This window comes from Streptomyces sp. NPDC094032 (genome assembly GCF_040303965.1).
Lineage (GTDB): Bacteria > Actinomycetota > Actinomycetes > Streptomycetales > Streptomycetaceae > Streptomyces.
In genome coordinates this window covers 231,248-252,486 of sequence record NZ_JBEOUE010000003.1, presented here as the reverse complement: position 1 = coordinate 252,486, position 21,239 = coordinate 231,248, and the positions used below count along the sequence as shown (strand labels likewise).

The window sequence follows — 21,239 nt, the reverse complement described above, 5'->3', positions numbered from 1 at the left end:
GCGGGTCAGGCGGGAACGCCGAGGCTCTCGACGACCCGGACCAGCGGGGCCAGCTCCGGGTTCTCGGCCGCCGCGTCCAGGGCCTCGCGCAGGGCGCCGTCGTTGGTGGGCCGGGCCTCGTCGAGGAGCGTGCGGCCGGCCTCGGTGACATCGGTGTAGATGCCGCGCCGGTCGGTGGCGCACAGATAGCGGGTGAGCAGCCCGCGGTCCTCCAGCCGGGTGACGAGCCGGGTGGTGGCGCTCTGGCTGAGCACGACGGCGTCGGCGACCTGCTTCATCTGGAGGTGTCCGCCCGGGCCGTCGTGCTGGCGGCTGAGAACGTCGAGGAGCGAGTACTCGCGCACGCTGAGACCGTGCCCGGACTCCAGGGCCCGCTCGATGTGCGACTCGATCCTGCCGTGCAGCAGCGAGAGGGCGCACCAGCCCTGGGACAGGGCCGTCAGCGCGGGGTCCGTCGCGGTCATGGTCTCTCCTCGCTTCCTCGGTCTGCTCGGCCGGAGCGGCTGCGTACCAGGGTAGTGGAGGGAGCGAAAAGATCCGCGTGTGCAAGTAATGGCCCGTGGGGGCTCGGCGGGGCTACCCCGCCGCGACGGTGAGCGGCGCGAAGCGGCGGCGCCAGTCGCCCGGGAGGTCGGGGAGCGAGCGGATCATGACGGTCGTCTCGGCGATCTGCTCCAGGCCGTTCGCCTTCAGCCAGGTCGTCAGCGCGGTGTGCCGGGTGTCGACGTCCGTGCGCAGCCGGCGGTCCGAGGAAGCTGCCAGCGAGGCGACCAGGGCCTGTGCGGTGGCGGCGTCGCGGGCGATCAGCGGGCCGATGACATGGGTGTCCATGTTGGGCCAGAGCGCGGCGAAGCCGGTGATCTCGCCGTCCTGTTCCGCGACCCGCAGCTGGTCGGCGAAGGCCGGCAGGCGGGTGATCATCGCGGTGCGGTCGACGCCGAAGATCTCGTTGTCGAGCCGCAGGACCGCTGGGAGGTCCTCCGCGGTCGCGGGGCGGACCGGCAGGGCGGGGGCCGGTTCGGTGAGGGTGAAGTGCCCGTTCAGCATCTCCGCGCGGCCGACGTCGGCGAAACCCAGCTCCTCGTAGAGCGGCTGCCCGAAAGCGGTGGCGTAGAGGGTCAGCGGGGTGTCCCCCGCCTCGGCGATCACATGGCGCATCAGCCGGCGTCCGACGCCCTGGCGGGCGTAGCGCGAGGAGACCAGGACCATGCCGATGGCGGCGAGACCCGGTCCGTACGAGGTGACCACGCAGACGGTCACCAGCCCCTTCCCGGACGGGTCGTCGATGCCGTACCCGGTGCCCGCGGTGAGCAGCAGACCCCACTTGTGCTCCTCGCGCTGCCATCCCCGGTCTTCGCAGAGGTCGGCACAGGCGAGGACGTCCTCCGGGGTGAGACGCCGGATGGGGAGCTGATCGAGCGCGGGGTGTGAGGAAGACATGGGGTTCAGGCTCTCCGAAGCGGCGCGGGCGCGTCCACCGCTTTACCCGAACGGGCCGCCACCCGCAGGCGGCGCCCGCGTCGGGTCGGACCCCAGGGCTTGAGCACCGAGATCGCGGTCATGAAGAGATAGGCGGCGGTGGAAACCGTGGGCGCCGCGACGAGGCTGAGGTCCGGCACACCGGCCGCCGCCGCGTGGGCGATCTCCGGGCGGAGCGCGAAGATCGTGGCGGTGGCCGTGGCCAGGGTGATCCAGAACTTGATCCAGACCCATCGATGCCGGGCCAGCCCCCAGGGCGTGCCCAGCGAGAGCACCAGGCCGCTGCCCAGCGTCAGCAGCGCGACCGGGGCCAGGAGCCAGTCCGCGAACACCTTCATGGCACGGTAGGCCGCTTCCGTGAGGGACGGGTCCTGGGTCGTGTACGCGGTGATGCCGAGGACCAGCAGGCCCAGGCTGAGGCCGAGCCAGGCCACGGAGACGGAGACATGGACGACGAGGAGCGCCCGCCGTGCGGGCCGACGGAGATGTTTCACGTGAAACACGGTGCCGTCCGGGCGAGGTCTCCCGCGTCTGACCGGGGGAGTAACCGGCCGTACTAGCCTCGGCGTACATGACGACCCTCAGCGGCAGCCGCAGGCTCCATCTCTTCGACCTCGACGGCACGCTCATCCGTGGATCGGCGGCCGCGGTGGAGATCTCGCGCCAGCTCGGGCTGAGCAAGGAGATCGCGGAGCTGGAACAGGGCTTCCTGCTGCACGGCCTCACCCCCGACGAGTTCGCGGTGCGGGCGCGGGCGCTCTGGTCGGAGCTCACTCCGGAGCAGGTGACGGCGGCCTTCGAGGAGGCGCCCTGGCTGGCGGGCATCCAGGAGGTCTGGGCGCGGATCCGTGCCGAGGGCGGCCACTGCGCGGTCATCTCGCTGTCGCCGGACTTCTTCGTCGAGCGGCTGCTGGCCTGGGGAGCGGACGCGGCCCATGGTTCGCGCTGGCCGTCCGTGCCGTTCACGGAGCCGATCCACCGGCCCGGGATCCTCGACGCGTCGGCGAAGGTGCGGATCGCCAAGGAGCTCTGCGCGCGCTTCGGGGTCCCGCTGGACGCGTGCGTGGCGTACGGGGACTCGATGTCCGACGCGGAGCTCTTCGCGGTCGTGCCCGAGACGGTGGCCGTGAACGCGGACCACCATCTCGCGGGTCTCGCCCGGCACAGCTACACGGGAGCGGACCTGCGCGAGGCGTACGCACTGGTGCGAAAGAGCGCAGCCTAGTCGCCGAAGGGGGGTGATCGGCCAGGAATTCCGCTTTCTGCCCGAGCTCTGCGCCGGAGTGTCATCCTGCGACCACGGAAGGCGACCAAGGAGGTCGGCTGCGGGGAGGCGAGGACATGACGGATGCTCTGGCTACGGCCACGGACGCGTCACCGCCCCGAATACCCCCGGACGAGAGCGACGCGCCCTCGCCGGACGCGGTGCTGGTGCGCCGCACCATGGCCGAGATCGCCCCGGTCGCCGACCGGGTGACCTCGTACTTCTACGCGCTGCTCTTCACCCACCAGCCCGACCTGCGGGCGCTGTTCCCGGCCGCCATGGACACCCAGCGCGACCGGCTGCTCAAGGCGCTGCTCACCGCGGCCGAGCACATGGACGACGTGCCCGTCCTCACGGAGTACCTCCGCAACCTCGGCCGGGGGCACCGCAAGTACGGCACCCAGCCCGCCCACTACCCGGCGGTCGGCGAGGCCCTGATCGGCGCCCTGACGCGGTACGCGGACGTCTGGGACGAGGAGACCGAGGCGGCCTGGGTCCGCACGTACACGACGATCTCGCAGATCATGATCGACGCGGCGGCGGAGGACGAGCAGCACGCGCCGGCCTGGTGGCAGGCCGAGGTGGTCTCGCACGACCTGCGGACCCCGGACATCGCCGTGCTCACCCTGCGGCCCGACCAGCCGTACCCGTTCCTCGCCGGGCAGTACACGAGCCTGGAGACGCCCTGGTGGCCGCGGATCTGGCGGCACTACTCCTTCGCCTCGGCGCCCCGCCCGGACGGGCTGCTCACCCTGCACGTCAAGGCGGTGCCGGCCGGCTGGGTGTCCAACGCCCTGGTCCACCGCGCCCGCCCCGGGGACGTCCTGCGCCTCGGACCGCCCGCCGGGTCGATGACCGTCGACCACTCCAGCGACAGCGGGCTGCTCTGTCTGGGCGGGGGCACCGGGATCGCCCCGATCAAGGCCCTGGTCGAGGACGTGGCGGAGCACGGGGACCGGCGGCGTGTGGAGGTCTTCTACGGCGCTCGCAGCGGCCATGACCTCTACGACATCGACACGATGCTGCGGCTCCAGAAGACCTTCCCCTGGCTGGCCGTCCGGCCCGTCACCGAGGACCAGGGAAGGCTCCCGGACGCCGTGCGCCAGTACGGGCCGTGGGCCGAGTACGACGCCTATCTGTCGGGGCCGCTCGGCATGATCCGGAGCGGGGTGGACGCCCTGCGGGGCGTCGGCATCCCCACCGACCGGATCCGCCACGACTTCCTGACGGAGCTGGTCCCGCAGGGCTAGCGGCCTGACGGGCCCTAGCCCAGGTCGGGCGCGTGCATCGCGCGGACGCCCTCGATGTTGCCGTCCAGATAGTGGCGCAGGGAGAGCGGCACCAGGTGCACGGCGGCGATGCCGACCCGGCTGAAGGGCACACGGACGATCTCGTACTCGCCCAACGGCTCCTCGATCTCGGGGCCGTGCCGCAGCGAGGTGTCCATGGACTCCAGCCGGCAGACGAAGAAGTGCTGCACCTTCACGCCGGAGACCCCGCCGTCGACGATGTGCTCGACGGTGTCGACGAAACAGGGCACCACGTCGGTGATCTTCGCGCCGAGCTCCTCGTACACCTCGCGGTGCAGGGCCTGGACGACGGTCGGGTCCGAGGACTCGACCCCGCCGCCGGGCGTCACCCAGTACGGATCCACTCCGGGCTTCGTGCGCTTGATGAGGATCAGGTCGTCCCCGTCGAGCAGGATGGCGCGTGCGGTGCGCTTGACCACGGGTCGTTCGGTCATGGGAAGAAAATGGCCCGTCCCAGGTGTCCTGAAACTCACCAGCCCCCCGCCCCTTCCTCTTGTCCGGCTCCCTTGGCAGCGGTCTCGAGGGCCTGGAGGACGTCGGCGATCAGGTCCTCCGGGTCCTCCGCGCCCACGGAGAAGCGGACGAAGCCCTCGGGCACGGCGTCCCCGCCCCACCGGCCGCGCCGCTCGGCGGTCGACCGGATCCCGCCGAAGCTGGTGGCGTCGTCCACGAGCCGCAGCGCGTCCAGGAAGCGGTCCGCCCACGCGCGGTCCGGCAGGACGAAGGAGACGACGGAGCCGAAGCGCCGCATCTGCCGGGCGGCCACCTCGTGCGAAGGGTCGCCGGGCAGCCCCGGATGACGCAGTCCGGTCACGTCCCGGTGGGCGAGGAGGGCCTCGGCGAGGGTCAGCGCGGTGGCGCACTGCCGGTCGAGGCGCAACTGGAGGGTGGCCAGCGAGCGGTGGGCGAGCCAGGCCTCCATGGGGCCCGGGATGGCTCCCACGATCTTCCGCCAGCGCCGTACCTCGGCGGCCCGGAGCGGATCGCGGCAGCTGACGTGGCCGAGCAGGATGTCGCCGTGCCCGGTCATGCCCTTGGTGTCGCTGGCGACGGAGAAGTCGGCGCCCAGCTCCAGGGGCCGCTGGCCGAGCGGGGTGGCCAGGGTGTTGTCGACCGCGACCAGGGCTCCGGCCTCGTGGGCGGCGCGCACCATGCGGCGCACGTCGCAGACGTCGAGCCCGGGGTTGGACGGCGTTTCGAGCCACAGCAGCTTCGCCCCGTCCAGGACGGTGAGCTGGGCGTCGCCGCGGGTCGGCGCGGTGCGGATCTCGATGCCGTACGCCCGCAGTTGCTCGTGCAGCAGCGGCAGCGCCTGGTAGGCGTCGTCGGGGAAGACCACGGCGTCACCGGCGCGCAGTTGGGAGAGCGCGACGGCGGAGACGGCGGCCATCCCCGAGGCGAAGACCAGGGTCTCGATCCCGGTCTCCCCCGGGGCCTCCAGTTCGCCGATGGCGCGTTCCAGGAGGGTCCAGGTGGGGTTCTCGTCACGGCCGTAGGTGTAGGGGCCGGTGGGGTCGCCGGGCAGGTGGAAGTGGGCGGCGAAGACGGGCCCGGGCAGGGTGGGTTCGTACTTCACCGGCTCCGGCAGCCCGGCCCGCACCACCCGCGTCCCGTCGCCGATCCGGCCGGGCTCCCCGGACTCCCCGGCCCAGGTCCCTGCGCCGTCGCTCGTCCCGCTCATGCCGCTCGTCCCGCTCATCGGGTCCGTTCCTCCACCTCGTCGCGCACCGCGGCGAGCAGTCCCTCGCTCGCGGTCTCCACCATGTCCAGGCACTCCTCGAACCCCTCCCGGCCGCCGTAATAGGGGTCGGGTACGTCGAGCTCGGCGCCCGCGCCGGGGTCGTAGGAGCGCAGCAGCCGTATCTTCGCGGCGTCCTCCGGGGTCGGGGCCAGCCGGCGCAGCTCGCGCAGATGCCCCTCGTCGAGGGCGATCACCAGGTCGAGTGCCGGGAACCAGGAGGCGCGGAACTGGCGGGCGGAGTGCGCGGAACCGTATCCGTGCTCTTCCAGTACAGCGACGGTGCGCGGGTCGGCGCCGTCGCCCTCGTGCCAGCCGCCGGTGCCGGCGCTGTCCACGACGACCGTGTCGGCCAGACCGGCCTCGGCCACCCGGGCGCGGAAGACGTGCTCGGCCATCGGCGAACGGCAGATGTTGCCCGTGCAGACGAAGCAGACGCGGTACGTCATGGCGGGCGCTCAGTCGCCGTCGGGGAGGACGACGTTCAGCGCCCAGGAGACGACGGAGATGATCAGGCCGCCCAGGACGGCGGTCCAGAAGCCCTCCACGTGGAACTCCAGGCCGAACTGGTCGGCCAGCCAGGACGTCAGCAGCAGCATCAGCGCGTTGACGACCAGGGTGATCAGTCCGAGCGTCAGGATGAACAGCGGCAGCGTGAACAGCTTCACGATCGGCTTCACCAGGAAGTTGACCAGGCCGAAGACGAGGGCGACCAGGATCAGGGTCCAGGCCTTCTTCGCGGTGCTGGTGCCGGTCAGGGTGATGTCCTGGAGCAGCCAGATGGCCACGGCCAGGGCCCCCGCGTTCGCGAGCGTCTTGACTACGAAATTCTTCATGTGTCAGATCGTGGCAGACATGATCGAGCCAAGGCAGGGGCGAACGAACCATGAAGGCATTCCGACTGGACGAGCTGGAGGCGGAGCGCGCCGCCAACGACGGCGCGTACCTCCAGTTCCTGCGGGAGCGGAACATGTCCGTCGGGCTGTACGCGCTCGACGCGGGGCAGCTCGACCCGCAGCAGCCGCACGGCCAGGACGAGGTCTACTTCGTGGTGAGCGGGCGGGCCGCGATCACGGTCGGGGAGGAGACGACCCCGGTGGCGCGGGGCAGCGTCGTCTATGTGCCGGCCGGGGTGCCGCACAAGTTCCACCACATCACCGAGGACCTGCGGGTCATGGTGGTCTTCTCGCCGCCGGAGTCCTGACCCGCACCCCCTAGGGGTCGGATCAGGGAAGAGCGGGGGCCACGGGGCCCCCGCTCGCTTGGGTCGCGCGCCTAGCATCGAGAGTGTCGGCGGCGGAGAACGCAGAGCACGCGGAGAACGCGGCTAACGCGGAGGACGCGAGGAACGCCGACAGCCCCCGGGGTCCGGACGGATCCCGCGGGACCGGACTCTTCGGGAGATGAGGTAAGCGCAATGGCGGTGAAGGAGATTCTCGCGGGGATGCCGTGGTGGGTGAAGTGGGTCGCCATACCCGTCCTCGCCCTCGTCGTCTTCGGCGGACTGATCACCAGCGTCCTGACCTTCGTGGTCGGACTGCTCTTCAAGCTGCTCGTGTTCGTGGCGCTCGTCGGTGGCCTGATCTACGTCGTACGGAAGTTCACCTCGTCCTCCGGCTCCCGCGAGGACTGGTAACACGAGTTACTCACGAGTTCAGGCCAACGGTCGGGATTAGCCCGGCCGAGGGAACGCACAGGTGGAAACCAGCCGCGGCCGACGGGCCTGCCATTAGAGTGGAAACCTCTGCCGCCCCAGGAGCAACAGGCGTAGACCTGCGCATCGACCGGCGTGGTCGACCCTGTGTCCGGAGGGTCCGATTTCGGACCCGATGGTCCCAGGTCGCGGTGGGCGCGCGGGGGCGGCCCCCGCGGGCGGATGCGACCCATCCGTCACTCGCCTGGGGGTGACCTTTGGCCACGGCTTCGCAGACCGCTGCTCCTACCCTGATCGGATCGGTACAGCGGGCGCTGAGACTACTGGAGGCCGTGGGCTCCCATGAGGACGGAGCGCCCGCCAAACAGCTCGCCCGCGAAGCGGGGCTCCCGCTTCCCACCGCGTACCACCTGCTCCGCACCCTGACGCATGAGGGCTATCTGCGTCGTGAGAAGGGTGTGTTCGTCTTCGGCGACGCCGCCGGCCGTCTGGTCGGCGGCGGAGTTCTGCAGAATCGTCGCACCAAGATCGAAGACTCTCTCGCGCACTGGCGGGACGCCATCGGCGTGCCCGTCTACTTCGCTATCTACCGCGAAGGCGAGATCGAGCTCGTCGCCGTCGCCGACACCCCCTCGGCCCCCGCGGTCGAGGAGTGGGCCGACTTCCGGGAGACCGGCCACGCGCACGCCATCGGGCAGTGCCTGCTGAGTCAACTCGATCTGAAGAGCCGTCAAGACCACCTGGACCGCCACCCGGTGGATGCCATCACGCCGTATACGGTGCGTAATCGCCATGCCCTTTTGGACCGTTTGGGTGGAATAGGGCGAATGGAACCCCTGGTGGAGCGTCAGGAATATGCGCTCGGCACGGTCTGTGCCGCCATCCCGATCACCGCGGGGTCCACGGCGGCCACGATGGCCATTTCCGTACCCCTTCACCAGGAAGAACGGTTGCTACCTGCGATCGCTCAGCTACAGAATGAGATCGGAGGGCTCTTCAGCTCGCTCGCGTTCTCTATCAGTATCTGAAAAATCACTCCTTGTGATCTGCTAGCGCTTACAGCACGATTGCGTCAAGAGGGCCATGGGGGATCATTCCTGGCCGTTTCGACCACAGCTTTCAGCAGCGTGTTTACACAACTGCTTCGTCTACTGCGGGGTACATGATGCGAGAGACGGTTCAGGCCGAAGTCCTGATGAGCTTCCTCGTCTCCGAGGAGCTGTCCTTCAGGATCCCGGTGGAACTGCGATACGAGGCCCGTGACCCCTATGCGGTGCGGATGACCTTCCACCTTCCCGGAGACGCGCCGGTGACCTGGGCGTTCGGCCGGGAACTGCTGCTCGACGGGATCAACAGGCCCAGCGGGGACGGCGATGTGCACATCGCGCCGACCGACCCGGACGGGCTCTCCGACGTGATCATCCGGCTCCAGGTCGGCGCCGACCGGGCCCTGTTCCGGGCGAGCGCGCCGCCGCTCGTCGCCTTCCTCGACCGTACGGACAAGCTGGTCCCGCTCGGTCAGGAACGGACCCTCGGTGATTTCGAGGTCCACCTGGAAGCGGAACTCGGCCGGATCCTGGCGGAGGAGAACGCCGGCTGAGGGGTACGGAGGCCGGCTCGGGCCCCGTACTCCCCGGGACCGTCGGTCACTTGGCGCGACGGCGGCGTCCGCCCCTGGCCGGACGCCGCGCCGCGGCCCCCGGCCGGTCGGCGGAGACCACGAGCGCCGCGAGGACGGTGGTGACCGGCACCGAGGCCACCAGGCCGATCGAGCCGATCAGCGTGCGGACGATCTCCTCCGCGACCAGCTCGCTGTTGGCCACCGTCCCCACGCTGCTCTGGGCGATCGAGAAGAGCAGCAGCAGCGGCAGGGCGGCGCCGGCGTACGCGAGGACCAGGGTGTTCACGACCGACGCGATGTGGTCGCGGCCGATCCGGATGCCGGCCCGGTAGAGGGCCCGCGGCCCCATCCGCGGATCGGCCTGGTGCAGCTCCCAGACCGCCGAGGTCTGGGTGACCGTCACGTCGTCGAGCACGCCGAGCGAGCCGATGATGACGCTCGCGAGCAGCAGACCGGACATGTCGATGTTCGGGTACAGGCCATGGATGAGGCCCGTGTTGTCGTCGGTGTTGCCGGTGAGCGAGGCCCAGCCGATGAAGAGCGAGCCGAACAGCCCGATCAGCAGCAGCGAGACCAGCGTGCCGAGCACCGCCACCGAGGTCCGGGCGGAAAGACCGTGGCACATGTAGAGCGCGATGAGCATGATCGCGCTCGCTCCGACGATGGCGACCACCAGGGGATTGGAGCCCTGGAGGATCGCCGGGAGGATGAAGAAGGTCAGCACCAGGAAGCTCACGGCGAGCGCGATCAGCGCCATCACGCCGCGCATCCTGCCCACGGCGACCACCACCAGCGCGAAGATGCCGGCCAGCACGGCCAGCGGCAGCTTCCGGTTCACGTCCGTGACCGAGTACTGGAGGTCGTGCGGTGCGTCGGGCGCGTACGAGACGACCACGCCCTGGCCCTCGTGGAGCTGCCGCGGGGCGTCCGGCTGCACGATCTCGGTGAAGGTCCGGCCCTTGTTCGGACCGGAGGTGACCTCGATCGTCGCCTTCTCGCACTGCCCGCGCTGCCCGTTGACCGCCTCGCGCCCCTCGGGGGTGGAGGTGTCGCCGGTCGGCGGGACCTGGGCGGCGTTCACGTCTTTGCAGTCGACGTGGTCGACGGCGACGACCCTGCCCTGCTCGGTCTGCCGGTCGAAGCCGACCCCGGTGCGCTCGTGCGCCGGGGCGCCGCCCGGCCACAGCACCGCGAGACCGATCAGGACGGCGGCGCCGAAGGGGATCAGGACCGCGGCGATGACCTTGCGCAGATGACGCGAGACGGGTGCGGCCGGCCCGTGGCTGTGCGTGTGGCCGTGGCCTCCGCCGTGGTTTCCGCCGTGGCCTCCGCCCCCTCCGTTCCCTCCGTCGTCGTGGCCGTGACCGTCGTGACCGTCGTGGCCGTCGTGTCCTTCATGGCCGCCGGGACCGTGCGGATCGGGGGTCTGTTGCGTGGAAGTCACCGACCGATCATCGCAAGAACGCGAGGGGACCCACTGTTCAGCACGCCAGGGAGGGCGCTAGCGTGGTGACACCTTTGCACACGCGGGAGCTCGGAGCACCGGGCTGAGAGGGCGCTGATCACCGTACGCGCGTACTGGACGTACGTACGGGAGGAGGCTGCGCCGACCGCCGAACCTGTTACCGGGTAATGCCGGCGTAGGGAGATTCGGTCTCATGACCATTCAGGATGCACGCACGCCTGCCTCCGACCAGAACGGCCCGCAGGAGCGCACGCCGGGCTGGCACAAGGGATACGTCGAGGGCTCCCGCCCCGACCTCCGGGTGCCCGTCCGTCAGGTGCACCTCACCAACGGCAAGGACGTGACGCTGTACGACACGTCCGGCCCGTACACCGACCCCACCGTCGAGACCGACGTCCGGCGCGGGCTCGCGCCGCTGCGCGAGAACTGGATCATCGCGCGCGGGGACACAGAGGAGTACGCGGGCCGCCCGGTCCGCCCCGAGGACGACGGCATCAAGCACACCTCGCCGCGCGGCGGCGGCCTCAAGAACCTCGACGCCGTCTTCCCCGGCCGGCCGCGGCTGCCCCGCAGGGGCCGCGAGGGCCAGGCGGTGACGCAGCTCGCGTACGCCCGCCGGGGCGAGATCACCCCGGAGATGGAGTACGTCGCGATCCGCGAGAACGTCTCCCCCGAGGTCGTACGGGAGGAGATCGCGGCGGGCCGCGCGGTGCTGCCGGCGAACGTCAACCACCCGGAGATCGAGCCGATGATCATCGGCAAGCGGTTCCTGGTGAAGGTCAACGCGAACATCGGCAACTCCGCGGTCACCTCCTCCATCGAGGAGGAGGTGGAGAAGATGACGTGGGCGACCAAGTGGGGCGCCGACACGGTCATGGACCTGTCCACCGGCCGCAACATCCACACCACCCGCGAGTGGGTGCTGCGCAACTCCCCCGTGCCGATCGGCACCGTGCCGCTCTACCAGGCCCTGGAGAAGGTCGACGGCCGGGCCGAGGAGCTGACCTGGGAGATCTACAAGGACACGGTCGTCGAGCAGGCCGAGCAGGGCGTCGACTACATGACGGTGCACGCCGGCGTGCTGCTGCCGTACGTGCCGCTGACCGCCCGCCGCAAGACCGGCATCGTCTCGCGCGGCGGCTCGATCATGGCCGCCTGGTGCCTCGCGCACCACAAGGAGAACTTCCTCTACACGAACTTCGAGGAGCTCTGCGAGATCCTCGCGACGTACGACGTCACGTACTCGCTCGGCGACGGGCTGCGGCCCGGCTCGATCGCGGACGCCAACGACGCGGCACAGTTCGCCGAGCTGAAGACGCTCGGCGAGCTCAACACCATCGCCAAGCGGCACAACGTGCAGACCATGATCGAGGGCCCGGGTCATGTCCCGATGCACAAGATCAAGGAGAACATCGACCTCCAGCAGGAGATCTGCGAGGAGGCGCCGTTCTACACGCTCGGCCCGCTCACCACCGATGTGGCGCCCGCCTACGACCACATCACCTCGGGCATCGGCGCGGCGATGATCGCCTGGTGGGGCACGGCGATGCTCTGCTACGTGACGCCCAAGGAGCACCTGGGCCTGCCGAACAAGGACGACGTGAAGACCGGCGTCATCACGTACAAGATCGCCGCCCACGCGGCGGACCTGGCCAAGGGCCACCCGGGCGCGCAGGAGTGGGACGACGCCCTGTCGGACGCGCGCTTCGAGTTCCGCTGGGAGGACCAGTTCAACCTGGCCCTCGACCCGGACACCGCCCGCGAGTTCCACGACGAGACGCTGCCGGCGGAGCCCGCGAAGACGGCCCACTTCTGCTCGATGTGCGGGCCGAAGTTCTGCTCGATGAAGATCAGTAGAAGCATCACAGAGCGGTTCGGCGGCGACGCGGACGCCACCCCGGAGGAGATCGAGGCCGGGATGCTGGAGAAGTCGAAGGAGTTTGCGGCTTCCGGAAACCGCGTCTACCTCCCACTGACTGACTGACTTGGGCAGATGAGGCTGACCGACGGCATTCCGGGGGGCGTCGGTCAGCCTTCGTCGTTCTGCGAACTGATCTTTTGGCATTGGAGCGTCCACCAGCACATGCAGATGGGGTCAGCCGAGATAGGGCTGCTCGCGGTGCTCCATGAAGTGGCGGAGCCTGACTCGCTGCGTGTGGTGCATCGGTAGTTCGTCCAGCTCGTCTGGCCGGACGAGCCGCAGCTCCTCGACTCGGCGGAGATCGCCAGTTCTCCGCCGATGATCCGCGCGCTGAAGCAGACGTTGAACTGCCGGCGTACCTCGCCATCCTTTAGCGATGGTGTGCTTCGGGTCGGTGTACGTCCCGAGAAGTCCCGTGACCTCCACATCGAGGCCGGTCTCGTGCACGCCGATCAGGGGCCAGTAGTGCATGAGTGCTAGTTGACAGAGCGACTCGATGCCGTGGCCGAACTTCTCCTCCTGGCCGCGAGCCCGAACGTTCTCACTCGCGGCGTCGCCCACCGCGATCCGGACCGAATAGCCGTCTGCGGCTCGCTCCCGCGAGAGCTCGTTGAGGCGGGATACGCCTCATGCAAGAAGACGGCGGCGTACACCACACGTCGATGTGCTCGCGGGCCTGCGTCAGCATGTCCACGAAGGCGGACACGGGGATGTCCGCCCGCTGGTCGTAGAGCGCCACGAGCTCCGGGCTCGCGCCGTGCGCGCCTGCCGGAGGGCTGGCCAGAGTGCGTGCACGTCTTCTCCTAGGGTCTCTGCCGCCCGCATGGCTGTGACGCGGCGTGGCGTACGGCCGAGGTTGATCCATCGCTCAACGGACTTGGGGTCCACGTCGACCCTTTCCGCGAGGGTGGCGCACGTCCAGCCTCCGTCCGTCATGACGGCACGAAGCCTCTCGTTCGGCACGAGTCTCCCCCTGATCCTTGGGACGGCCCACATGCTCGGCTTCCGTGGCTACTTCTCCACCAAGTCCCGCGCCTACTCGACCACCCTCGGCGCGCTCCGTGACGTCGCCGTGCCTGGCGCACCGCCCAGGCCGAGGCAGCCCGCGTCCGTGCCGGCCACCCGGCCCCTGACGAGAACACGACCCTCGTCACCGAATCCTCCTGGGCCTACGTCGCCTCCGGCTACCGCCCCGGTGAGGAACTCCTCGCCAAACAGGTCCGCCCATGCCGAACGCCTCAAGACAGAAGGGAAGCCCTGGCAGTGATCACGGTCGCGGAGAAGCTGGTGCGTTCCCTGGCGGGTGAGGTCAGGGAACGTTGGATCCGGAAGTGCGTGGACGAGGCCCCGCCGCTGAGTGACGCCCAGCTCAAGAGTATCGGCACGGTACTGGGCATCCGCCTCACTTGGAAGCCCGCTACGCGGGCGTGAGCATCGTCAGCGTGACAGGCGGCCTTTTTCGGATACCTGGAAAGGATTCGTACACCGCCTGAACCCTGTATGACCCGCACTGCCTGGGCATTTCTTGGCCGCTGACTACCAGCGTCACACCTAGCTGTCGCTGCAGGGATGGAGGCGGGATGGCCTGAACCTCCTGGACGTGCGGATCCCACCACTTAGGATGCTGCCAACAGCAGCCCTGATCGGGGAGGTAGTAGGTGGATCTTTCGACACGCCTGTTCGGCAGTGCAGTCGTATCAGTGGCTCTATCTACATCTGCTCATTTTCTCGCGAGCATTCCATCGGTAGCCTTAATTCTCGCGAATCAAAACTCGCGGGTAGCGAATGCTTTCGCCTATGGAATTTTTGGGGATGTGATTATTCCGTCAGGGATTATTGGTTTGACGTTGGGGGGCATTGCATTTCTGCTCGTCCTGCTTTTTCGCAGACTGTTTCTCTGGCGCCCGAGACCTCTACTCATCCTCCTCTTTGGTCTATTTCTCTGTGGGGCTACCATAGCGACCCTTCGGATGCTATATGCGGTCGCCGGGGGAGGCGGTTTCCCGCCCGCTTCTACACTCGTTGCCGTTCTGGCCTTTTTGACCTGGGTCGCGATACCCGCGCTTGGGGCGGGGGTTGCGATGACCGTACTTCCACTACTTTCCGAGGGTTGGGGGGTGAAAACTGAGAGCGTCTCTGGAGGTAAAGGTGCGGCAGGTGAAATATCCCCGATGGAATCATCGTTCGATCGCGATCGATTTCATGATGGGTGGTGAGAGTGATGAAAGGCGTTGCTTATACTGCTTCGCCGACCTAAGGGAGGCTGCTTTATGTCTGGTAAGAGCGTCAGTTCCCTCGCGATGATCGTAATCGGGCTTGGGTGGCTCGCTATCGCTGGTGTAACGTTGGTGATCTCAATTGCAGTTTCTGATTTTATTTATAATCCCGGTCAAGAGACATGGCTTGCTCCCGCGGGGGCTGGGCTGGGATTCCTGATTGGATTTGAATGGTCAAGGCGGCAGATGCGGAAGGCGCGGAATCGGCAGAGAGAATGATGCGCCGATTCCGTGCCGTCCACGATGTGCTCTAGGGGTGGGCTAGTTCCTGTTAGCCACAGGTAAGGCGCGCTTGCGGCCCCATGATGCCGTGGGTCTCATACCAGACCCCGTTGCTGTTTCTCAGGGATCGCTGAACGATGCGAGTGCGGTAGAGCTGGTTGCCTGTCCCTGCAGCGCATTTCCAGGATGCGGTGACCCAGATGTAGGAGATGTTTTCCTTCTGGTCCGCATTCTTCGCTTTGCTGACCCAGATTCCAAGGCCCCGATACTGCTCAATTGAGCTGTCCAGCTTGATGCGCCCGTTTTGGTTGCAGAGTAGACGGTTACTGACTTCTACGCGTCCGGATTGCGTATACGGTCTGTTGATTGTGAGATAGCACGAGGGGGCGGCTGCAGCCGCCTGAGTCCCGACGAGTGCAGACTGTGCGGCAGCTGGTACGGTTTGCACCTCGACTGCTTCCGGCTGCCTTGAATCTACCTCTTTCGCCCACTGAATGATCCTAGGCAGATCATCTCCAGTCGTCGCATTCAGGGCGTTCCAGACCGTGAGCTGTCCTTTTCGAGACAGCGTGGAGACCATTGCTCCAGTCTCAGGATGAAGTGACGTCATCAGTTGCGATCCGTTTGGCAGCACGGAAAGCGACCTCTGCGCCCCATCGTCCGAGAGAGTGCTTTGCGGGATATCCGTCTTTGCTGTGGTCCGGGTTACCGAAACCTGGTCGCCGAGCTCGGAAACCAGATCAACCACGAGGGTCTGGCCAAGCTCCCCGTAATTTTCTGCAACTGGGATGCTTTCTGCCGACATCCCTGAGACCTCGCTCAGCAGCGAAGTGAACGTGTCAACTCCAGATCCAGCCGCCGGGGAAGCCTCAGTGATTGGATCAATTGTCTTCGGATCCACGTTTCCGTCAGCGAGGTACTGTTCGTCGGATACGATCTCCGGAATTACTTCTGCCCCAGACTCTCCGGCGAATGCATTGGACGCCGGGAGTAGTGCCAGGCAGGTGGCTGCAACCACTATCGGAGTCCTGATTCCTCTTAGCAACTTCCCCCCATGTTTCGTGAGTTGATTTTCGGGGTGATAGTTGCACACGAGACAAGTTCGTGGGGTGTTGGTGCGGCAAGATGGCTGAAAATTTTCTCTATGCAAAGGCGAACCGGAGCGACTTTCGGTGAACGGGTAGTGAGGTACCTCTGCAGGTAGCGAGCGGGTTGCAGGTAGGGGTAGCTGATTTGCGGAACTACTGCAACGATGAATACCGGTCACGGCGTTCGGGGCTGTCGTGAGGTCATGGCCGGCGGCATCCCGCCCTCTTATGGATAGCGTCTTCACTCGGAAGTGCGCCACACAGGCTTGAGTAGCTGGTAGTCGAACACCTTGGTCCCCTTGCCGCCGGGGACGGCCACAACGGCCACGAGCGCATCAATTATGGCCTTGCGCTTCTGCGTCAGAGTCTTGTTCTGGAACGATGCGGCGATGTCGGCCTCGGCGGACTCGACTTCCGCCTTCAACGCCTTGTTCTTCGCCTGGGGCGCGCGTCGCGGCGGCCGGCAACCGGGTGTACCTGCCGCTGGCGGACTGACTCGGCGGATGCGGTCGGCCGACGACCACCGGGGGGCGTCGGTCGGCCGTTGAGCCTGTCATTAGGAGCGCTGAGCGTTCTGTAGCCGTTCCACCTGCCGGCTGATCAGCTCGCTGGGGAACGACAGGCCCTTGCCTACGCTGAGCTCGGAGAACGTGGCGATGGCGTTCCCCGTGCGGACCACGATGAACTGCTCGTTGCGATCTCCCGGCTGTTCCGGCCCCATGGGGATGATCTCCCTGAAGGCCACCGCCTCATCGCCGACCCGTGGGGGTGTCTCCGTCGTCACCGTCGCCTTGAACGGTCCGACGTAGCCCTCGCCCTCGTAGGAACGGCAGGTGGAGAGGGCCTGTTTGAGTTCCGCGAAGCGCTGTTGAGCCTGGTCACTCTCGTAGGAGGCGAGTGTCGAGCCGCCGCCCATGAGGTTCTCCTTCCAGTTGAAGATCTGGAAGACGTGAGCAGATGAACCCTTGCCGGTGCGGACATCGACGAGTGGCTGGCAGGCAGGTACGGATACAGGAGGGAAGGAACGCCCGCTTCCCTCCGGCTGGGGTTCCTGCACCTCGATGGGCTCGTACGCTTGCGGGACCTCTCCGTCCTTGAACGCGAGGCCCTTGAGACTGGCCGTCGTCAGCGGCCTTGCCGGGGCCTTGGCCGAAGGGGTGGCCGACGCTGTTCCTGCGGCGGCCTTCGGATCCTGCGGCGGGGCGCACGCCGAAGCGAGGAACAGCAGTCCGATGACTGCTGCTGATGAGGCCGGTGCCGTCAGCCGTGTCGTGCGCGGTTGCATGAGCCCCCCAGGGACAGATGTGGCTGAGGAGACGAAGCTAGTCGCGTGAGCAGACTGAGACCAAGGGGTATCCGATCACGGATCGGCGCTCCTTGGCGGGTACTGCTGCACACCATGGGGGGAGCTGCTGGCGGATTCCGCCGGCTGACCCTGCCGTTTCAGCGGAGGGGAGCTCGCCAGGTCGCCAGTCCCGACCGGCCCGCCTCCGCGAAACCCACCGCGAACGGCTTGTCACTTTCGTCCGTCACCAGGTGGATGCTGCACTCCGTCACGCTGTCGCCCGGCGGGATCATCCGGGCGACCCAGTCGGACGGACAGCCGGGGATCCCCGTGTCGGGGACGAAGGGGGTCTTCCCCGGTATCTGCCGACCGCCCTCGGTGAGCAGCCGGACGCGGTCGGCCTGATTGGTGTAGAGGTCCTTCGGCCCGGTGTTGGTGTAGGTGACCGACACGTAGTACGGGACGCCGCGCCGCTCGTTCTCGTTGAGGTCGAGGTCCAGGTTCGCGAGGTCGGCAGCCTTGCCTCGGCGTACGGATGTCAGCGTGGCGGGCAGTTCGAGGACGCCGTCCTCGCCGCCGTCCCACCGGACGCGGACGATGTCCCCCGGCTCTGTCAGCCCGGCGGACGCTGCCTTGACGCCGCCCTCGACGGGCCAGGTGGCGACCGCGCCGCCCTCGTCGAGGAAGCCGTCTGCGTTGTGCGTCAGTGACAGGACGCCGACGCCCTTGGGCAGCGCGTAGGTCACGCAGGTTGTGTACGAGTCGCCGGGCGCCAGCGTCTTCGGCGCGGTGTCCGCGCAGGGAAGGTCGCCCCCGCCCGGTTTGCCGCCGCTGACGTAGACCTCCTCCCCGCGCGCCCAGTCGGTGCGGTTCAGGGCGAAGTCGCTGTCCACCATGTAGGCGGCCGGCATCTCTTTCCGGGCGGTGTTGGTGACCTCGAAGGTGAGGTAGTGGGGGACCATGCCCTTCAGCTCCTCGTCCACGCGCGCCCCACGCATGTCCTCCTCCGACCCTCTGACCAGGCTCTTGACCGTGATCCTGGCGTTGTACGACCGGTCGTCGGTGTCCGTGTGGACGATGTCCTGTGCGCCGGTCCGCACTGGCAGGTCCGTCCAGGAAGCGGGTCTCTTCGCGGCTGTTTCCGAGGCAGGCTTCTCCGCGGCGGCTCCGCCCCCGCTCTGTTCCCCCGTGCACCCGGCGAGGAGGGAGATCGATGCCGCGCCCATGGCGGCCTTCCTGACATGGCTGGACAGGCCCATGGAATTCCCTTACCGCACGATGATCCGGATTTGCCGGAGGACTGAGGCATCGTAGGACGTGACGGTGGAGACGGAGTCGGTGGGTGGACCCGGGTGTACCTGCCGCTGGCGGAGTAGCCCGTACGGCGTAGGGGGCCGGCCCGTGACCCATGGGGGGAGTCGCGAGCCGGCTCCTTCGCGTGGGGCCCGTCGCTACTCCGTGCGGTGTTCCGGGGGGCCGAAGTCCGGGCTCGTGAAGTCCGGGCTCGTGAAGGTGGGGCGGGCGGGCGGGGGGCCGTCGGCGGGGCTGGTGAAGTCCGGGCCGCTGTAGCCGACCTTGGGGATACGGCCGGACGGCGGCGTCTGCTTCGGGAGGGGCGCGGGAGCCGGGGCGGCGAGGGCGTCGCGGAGGAAGGGCAGGATGCCGCGGTCCGTGAGGGCGCGGCCCCAGGCCCGTCTCGCCCGGGACAGCTCGTCGTCCGGTGTCCCGGCCGGTACCTGGGTGGCGCTGTTGCGCAGGGCCGTCACGAGCAGGCCGACGGCCGCGCAGAGCAGCCCCGCGGCGGCGACGGCGCCGAACATCAGGCCCGCGGTCAGCAGGGTGTCGGCGAAGGCGGGCGGCGGATCGAGCATCTTCAGGACCGCGCCGACCAGGAGCAGCAGCACGGCGGCGGTGCCCGCGAGGATCGGGGCGAGGACGGTGACGATCGCGACGACACCCGCGCCGCCCGCCTCGCCCAGCGCCTCGCCCGTACCGCCGCCGCCGGTGACGCTCGCCGAGCGGAGCTGTTCGCGGACCTTGACGTAGTGGTCGTACTCGACCGCGGCGGCCGTCGTGATCAGCGCTGTCGCGTTCAGCGCCATCTCGCGCAGCTGTACGGTCGTGAACCGGTCGCCGAGCTCGGCGAGTTCCGGCCGGTCGTGCGCGGTGCGCAGTGCCTCGTCGAGGACGCGCTCGAACTCGGCGCGGTCCTCGGTCAGCAGGTGCGGAGCCACGTTCATGTGCATCCCCCGATGCTCCGTAGGGCCGTAACGGCCCTGGTGGAGCGGCCGGTCGGGCGGAAACGGAGGAGAGCCTGCTACGGATGAGCCGATGGTATTGCGGTTACGGCACGCGGTGACAGGGTGTTTCGGGAAATCGACTTCCCCGGATGCGTACGGTCATGCGTCAGGCGGGCAGCGGGAGTTGCACGACCAGCAGCTTTCCGGCCATGGTCACTCCGCCGTCCATCGCGATGGCCAGACCGTCCGCGTAGACGTGCGGACCCTCGACGGGCGTGCGCTCGCCCTCCTCGCCGTCCTCCGTGCCGACCTGGCCCAGGAGGTACGGGATGGGGCTGTGACCGTGCACGATCCGGCGGCCGCCGTAGGTGCCGAGCAGCTCCTGGACGGCCAGGGGCCCCGCGGCTTCGTCGCGGAAGGCGAAGCGCTTGGTGAACTTCCGGAAGAGGTCCCAGACCTCGTCCGCGTCGCCCCGGTTGAGGATCTCGTGGACGGTGTCGTTGACGTCCTCGATGGTCCCGCCGTACTCCAGATACGCGGTGGTGTCCGAGTGCAGCAGGAGGTGGTCGTCCTCCTCCACCACGGCGTCGAGCCGGGACATCCACTGGAGGTGGACGTCCTGGAGGCGGTCCATGTCGTGTTTCTGCCCGCCGTTGAGCAGCCAGGCGGCCTGGAAGGTGGCGGTGCCGGCGCCCGAGCTGACGGGTGTGTCGCCGAACCGCTTGGCGCCGATGAGCAGCAGCTCGTGGTTGCCCATGAGGGCCTTGCAGTAGCCGCCGGCGGCGGCGGCCTCGGCGGAGAGGCGCATCACGAGGTCGATGACGCCGATGCCGTCGGGGCCCCGGTCGGTGAAGTCGCCGAGGAACCACAGGCGGGCGTTGCCCGCGGCCCAGCCGCCGTTCTCGTCGATGAGGCCCTGGGCGCGCAGGGCTTCGAGGAGCTCGTCCAGATAGCCGTGGACGTCGCCGACGACGAAGAGCGGGCCGGGGCCGTCGCCGGTGGCCGCGAGGGGCTGCGGGACGGGGGCGACATGGACCTGGACGGTGTCGCCGCGGTTGATGACCGGGAGGTCGCGCTCGGTGGGGGTGTAGCCCTCGGGCGGCTCGCCCTCGGGATACGCGTTGCCGGGGTGGCCGGTGGCGACGGCGACGATGGACGAGGCCGACATGTCGCCGTAGGGCTCGCCCTGGTCGGCCACGGGGGCCGGAGGGGCCACCGGGGCCGGAGGCGCGGCGGGCACCGGGGGAGCCGCGAAGGCTCCGCCGACCAGGTGGAGGGTGGCGTCGGCGGGTGCCGGGGGCGCCGCGGGGGCGGCCGGCGCGTCGGCGGGGAACGCCTCGGGCGAGGTGCCCTGGACGGGCACCTGGGCGTACGGAGGTACACGGAAGTCACGCAACGTCGCCGTGCGCACCACGGGTTCCTGCCCGGCCCCCTGTGTCATCGACCCCTCCACCACCGTCGCGATGCTCTGCACATCGCGGACCGGTCTGGTCGGGGTGGTCCGCGGTGTCGTCCGCCCATCATAGGAATGAGGGTCCTCCTGTGTGACGCACCAGGGGTGGTGAATCCGGGTCCACTCCGGGTTCACCGGTTGTTTCGCCCGAATTGGGAAGGTCCAGGCCAGGGATGAGGCCGGGCCGCCCCGAGGTTTTGCCTCGACGCGGCCCTGAAGACAC

Annotated in this window: 22 protein-coding genes and 3 pseudogenes; 9 read left to right on the top strand and 16 right to left on the bottom strand. The window is 68.4% G+C overall.

Annotated elements, in window-relative coordinates:
• Nucleotides 1-5: 5 nt before the first annotated feature.
• The 3 genes from ABTZ54_RS07440 to ABTZ54_RS07430 all read right to left on the bottom strand — a co-directional run bounded on the left by ABTZ54_RS07440 (nt 6) and on the right by ABTZ54_RS07430 (nt 1,973).
• Nucleotides 6-464 (bottom strand): MarR family winged helix-turn-helix transcriptional regulator, encoded by a 459-nt coding sequence (locus ABTZ54_RS07440; protein WP_351658228.1) that lies wholly within the window; start codon nt 462-464, stop codon nt 6-8.
• 112 nt (nt 465-576) lie between these two features.
• Nucleotides 577-1,440 carry a GNAT family N-acetyltransferase gene (locus ABTZ54_RS07435; RefSeq protein WP_351658227.1) on the bottom strand — a complete coding sequence of 288 codons (864 nt, stop codon included), beginning with the start codon at nt 1,438-1,440 and terminating at the stop codon, nt 577-579.
• A 5-nt stretch (nt 1,441-1,445) separates the two neighbouring features.
• Nucleotides 1,446-1,973, bottom strand: coding sequence for a DUF2269 domain-containing protein (locus ABTZ54_RS07430; protein WP_351658225.1), 528 nt, complete (start codon nt 1,971-1,973; stop codon nt 1,446-1,448).
• A 77-nt stretch (nt 1,974-2,050) separates the two neighbouring features.
• Here ABTZ54_RS07430 and ABTZ54_RS07425 point away from each other — a divergent pair, with 77 nt between their 5' ends.
• Both ABTZ54_RS07425 and ABTZ54_RS07420 read left to right on the top strand, forming a co-directional pair.
• Complete coding sequence (locus tag ABTZ54_RS07425; RefSeq protein WP_351658223.1) at nt 2,051-2,704, top strand: HAD family hydrolase; 654 nt, start codon at nt 2,051-2,053, stop codon at nt 2,702-2,704.
• 116 nt (nt 2,705-2,820) lie between these two features.
• The gene (locus ABTZ54_RS07420) at nt 2,821-3,993 is read left to right on the top strand and encodes a globin domain-containing protein (protein WP_351658221.1); all 1,173 of its coding nucleotides are present in this window, start codon (nt 2,821-2,823) and stop codon (nt 3,991-3,993) included.
• A 14-nt stretch (nt 3,994-4,007) separates the two neighbouring features.
• Here ABTZ54_RS07420 and ABTZ54_RS07415 read toward each other — a convergent pair whose 3' ends face one another.
• Genes ABTZ54_RS07415 through ABTZ54_RS07400 form a run of 4 tightly spaced genes read right to left on the bottom strand, consistent with a single transcriptional unit; the run spans nt 4,008 to nt 6,627 of the window.
• Entirely contained in the window at nt 4,008-4,487 is a 480-nt protein-coding gene (locus ABTZ54_RS07415; RefSeq protein ID WP_351658219.1) for an NUDIX domain-containing protein, read from the bottom strand.
• Nucleotides 4,488-4,522: 35 nt separating this feature from the next.
• A complete protein-coding gene (locus tag ABTZ54_RS07410) occupies nt 4,523-5,734 on the bottom strand; it encodes a cystathionine gamma-lyase (RefSeq protein ID WP_351658581.1) in 1,212 nt (403 codons plus the stop codon).
• Between the two features lie 14 nt (nt 5,735-5,748).
• Nucleotides 5,749-6,240, bottom strand: coding sequence for a low molecular weight protein-tyrosine-phosphatase (locus tag ABTZ54_RS07405; RefSeq protein WP_351658217.1), 492 nt, complete (start codon nt 6,238-6,240; stop codon nt 5,749-5,751).
• A gap of 9 nt (nt 6,241-6,249) precedes the next feature.
• The gene (locus tag ABTZ54_RS07400; RefSeq protein WP_351658215.1) at nt 6,250-6,627 is read right to left on the bottom strand and encodes a phage holin family protein; all 378 of its coding nucleotides are present in this window, start codon (nt 6,625-6,627) and stop codon (nt 6,250-6,252) included.
• Between the two features lie 50 nt (nt 6,628-6,677).
• On the opposite strand from ABTZ54_RS07400, the gene ABTZ54_RS07395 reads away from it, so the two are divergent.
• The 4 genes from ABTZ54_RS07395 to ABTZ54_RS07380 all read left to right on the top strand — a co-directional run bounded on the left by ABTZ54_RS07395 (nt 6,678) and on the right by ABTZ54_RS07380 (nt 9,045).
• Nucleotides 6,678-6,995: a cupin domain-containing protein gene (locus ABTZ54_RS07395; RefSeq protein WP_351658213.1), complete on the top strand. Its 318-nt coding sequence runs from the start codon at nt 6,678-6,680 to the stop codon at nt 6,993-6,995.
• A gap of 219 nt (nt 6,996-7,214) precedes the next feature.
• Nucleotides 7,215-7,427: a DUF5326 family protein gene (locus tag ABTZ54_RS07390; RefSeq protein ID WP_351658580.1), complete on the top strand. Its 213-nt coding sequence runs from the start codon at nt 7,215-7,217 to the stop codon at nt 7,425-7,427.
• 275 nt (nt 7,428-7,702) lie between these two features.
• Complete coding sequence (locus ABTZ54_RS07385; RefSeq protein ID WP_351658212.1) at nt 7,703-8,473, top strand: IclR family transcriptional regulator; 771 nt, start codon at nt 7,703-7,705, stop codon at nt 8,471-8,473.
• 137 nt (nt 8,474-8,610) lie between these two features.
• A complete protein-coding gene (locus ABTZ54_RS07380; protein WP_351658578.1) occupies nt 8,611-9,045 on the top strand; it encodes an SsgA family sporulation/cell division regulator in 435 nt (144 codons plus the stop codon).
• A 46-nt stretch (nt 9,046-9,091) separates the two neighbouring features.
• Here the strand turns inward: ABTZ54_RS07380 and ABTZ54_RS07375 are convergent, their stop codons facing one another.
• The gene (locus tag ABTZ54_RS07375; RefSeq protein WP_351658210.1) at nt 9,092-10,510 is read right to left on the bottom strand and encodes a YibE/F family protein; all 1,419 of its coding nucleotides are present in this window, start codon (nt 10,508-10,510) and stop codon (nt 9,092-9,094) included.
• Between the two features lie 214 nt (nt 10,511-10,724).
• Here ABTZ54_RS07375 and thiC point away from each other — a divergent pair, with 214 nt between their 5' ends.
• Nucleotides 10,725-12,515, top strand: a complete 1,791-nt coding sequence (gene thiC / locus ABTZ54_RS07370) for a phosphomethylpyrimidine synthase ThiC (RefSeq protein WP_351658209.1) — start codon at nt 10,725-10,727, stop codon at nt 12,513-12,515.
• Nucleotides 12,516-12,626: 111 nt separating this feature from the next.
• On the opposite strand, the pseudogene ABTZ54_RS07365 reads toward thiC, so the two are convergent.
• Together ABTZ54_RS07365 and ABTZ54_RS07360 are read right to left on the bottom strand one after the other, a co-directional pair.
• Nucleotides 12,627-12,893: pseudogene (locus tag ABTZ54_RS07365) on the bottom strand (NUDIX hydrolase); the annotation flags it as partial.
• Nucleotides 12,894-12,896: 3 nt separating this feature from the next.
• Nucleotides 12,897-13,388 (bottom strand): annotated as a pseudogene (locus tag ABTZ54_RS07360) (XRE family transcriptional regulator); the annotation flags it as partial.
• Nucleotides 13,389-13,440: 52 nt separating this feature from the next.
• On the opposite strand from ABTZ54_RS07360, the pseudogene ABTZ54_RS07355 reads away from it, so the two are divergent.
• Both ABTZ54_RS07355 and ABTZ54_RS07350 read left to right on the top strand, forming a co-directional pair.
• Nucleotides 13,441-13,719: pseudogene (locus ABTZ54_RS07355) on the top strand (replication initiator); the annotation flags it as partial.
• A gap of 391 nt (nt 13,720-14,110) precedes the next feature.
• On the top strand, nt 14,111-14,668 hold the full coding sequence (locus ABTZ54_RS07350; RefSeq protein WP_351658207.1) for a hypothetical protein: 558 nt from the start codon (nt 14,111-14,113) through the stop codon (nt 14,666-14,668).
• Nucleotides 14,669-14,999: 331 nt separating this feature from the next.
• Here the strand turns inward: ABTZ54_RS07350 and ABTZ54_RS07345 are convergent, their stop codons facing one another.
• The 6 genes from ABTZ54_RS07345 to ABTZ54_RS07320 form a co-directional block, all read right to left on the bottom strand.
• Nucleotides 15,000-15,968, bottom strand: a complete 969-nt coding sequence (locus ABTZ54_RS07345) for a hypothetical protein (RefSeq protein ID WP_351658205.1) — start codon at nt 15,966-15,968, stop codon at nt 15,000-15,002.
• A gap of 311 nt (nt 15,969-16,279) precedes the next feature.
• The gene (locus ABTZ54_RS07340; RefSeq protein WP_351658203.1) at nt 16,280-16,462 is read right to left on the bottom strand and encodes a hypothetical protein; all 183 of its coding nucleotides are present in this window, start codon (nt 16,460-16,462) and stop codon (nt 16,280-16,282) included.
• Between the two features lie 132 nt (nt 16,463-16,594).
• Nucleotides 16,595-17,323, bottom strand: coding sequence for a hypothetical protein (locus tag ABTZ54_RS07335; protein WP_351658201.1), 729 nt, complete (start codon nt 17,321-17,323; stop codon nt 16,595-16,597).
• 158 nt (nt 17,324-17,481) lie between these two features.
• The gene (locus ABTZ54_RS07330; protein WP_351658199.1) at nt 17,482-18,423 is read right to left on the bottom strand and encodes a hypothetical protein; all 942 of its coding nucleotides are present in this window, start codon (nt 18,421-18,423) and stop codon (nt 17,482-17,484) included.
• 351 nt (nt 18,424-18,774) lie between these two features.
• Nucleotides 18,775-19,569, bottom strand: a complete 795-nt coding sequence (locus tag ABTZ54_RS07325; protein ID WP_351658197.1) for a hypothetical protein — start codon at nt 19,567-19,569, stop codon at nt 18,775-18,777.
• A 160-nt stretch (nt 19,570-19,729) separates the two neighbouring features.
• Nucleotides 19,730-21,004 carry a metallophosphoesterase gene (locus ABTZ54_RS07320; protein ID WP_502997197.1) on the bottom strand — a complete coding sequence of 425 codons (1,275 nt, stop codon included), beginning with the start codon at nt 21,002-21,004 and terminating at the stop codon, nt 19,730-19,732.
• Between the last annotated feature and the right edge of the window lie 235 nt (nt 21,005-21,239).

What these genes read in the sequence shown, in the direction of transcription:
- ABTZ54_RS07320 (WP_502997197.1), bottom strand. Translation starts at nt 21,004, where the DNA reads ATGACACAGGGGGCCGGGCAGGAACCCGTGGTGCGCACGGCGACGTTG.
- ABTZ54_RS07335 (WP_351658201.1), bottom strand. Translation starts at nt 17,323, where the DNA reads ATGCAACCGCGCACGACACGGCTGACGGCACCGGCCTCATCAGCAGCA.
- ABTZ54_RS07395 (WP_351658213.1), top strand. Translation starts at nt 6,678, where the DNA reads ATGAAGGCATTCCGACTGGACGAGCTGGAGGCGGAGCGCGCCGCCAAC.
- ABTZ54_RS07405 (WP_351658217.1), bottom strand. Translation starts at nt 6,240, where the DNA reads ATGACGTACCGCGTCTGCTTCGTCTGCACGGGCAACATCTGCCGTTCG.
- ABTZ54_RS07415 (WP_351658219.1), bottom strand. Translation starts at nt 4,487, where the DNA reads ATGACCGAACGACCCGTGGTCAAGCGCACCGCACGCGCCATCCTGCTC.
- thiC (WP_351658209.1), top strand. Translation starts at nt 10,725, where the DNA reads ATGACCATTCAGGATGCACGCACGCCTGCCTCCGACCAGAACGGCCCG.
- ABTZ54_RS07325 (WP_351658197.1), bottom strand. Translation starts at nt 19,569, where the DNA reads ATGCACATGAACGTGGCTCCGCACCTGCTGACCGAGGACCGCGCCGAG.
- ABTZ54_RS07440 (WP_351658228.1), bottom strand. Translation starts at nt 464, where the DNA reads ATGACCGCGACGGACCCCGCGCTGACGGCCCTGTCCCAGGGCTGGTGC.
- ABTZ54_RS07425 (WP_351658223.1), top strand. Translation starts at nt 2,051, where the DNA reads ATGACGACCCTCAGCGGCAGCCGCAGGCTCCATCTCTTCGACCTCGAC.
- ABTZ54_RS07420 (WP_351658221.1), top strand. Translation starts at nt 2,821, where the DNA reads ATGACGGATGCTCTGGCTACGGCCACGGACGCGTCACCGCCCCGAATA.
- ABTZ54_RS07380 (WP_351658578.1), top strand. Translation starts at nt 8,611, where the DNA reads ATGCGAGAGACGGTTCAGGCCGAAGTCCTGATGAGCTTCCTCGTCTCC.
- ABTZ54_RS07400 (WP_351658215.1), bottom strand. Translation starts at nt 6,627, where the DNA reads ATGAAGAATTTCGTAGTCAAGACGCTCGCGAACGCGGGGGCCCTGGCC.
- ABTZ54_RS07410 (WP_351658581.1), bottom strand. Translation starts at nt 5,734, where the DNA reads ATGAGCGGGACGAGCGACGGCGCAGGGACCTGGGCCGGGGAGTCCGGG.
- ABTZ54_RS07435 (WP_351658227.1), bottom strand. Translation starts at nt 1,440, where the DNA reads ATGTCTTCCTCACACCCCGCGCTCGATCAGCTCCCCATCCGGCGTCTC.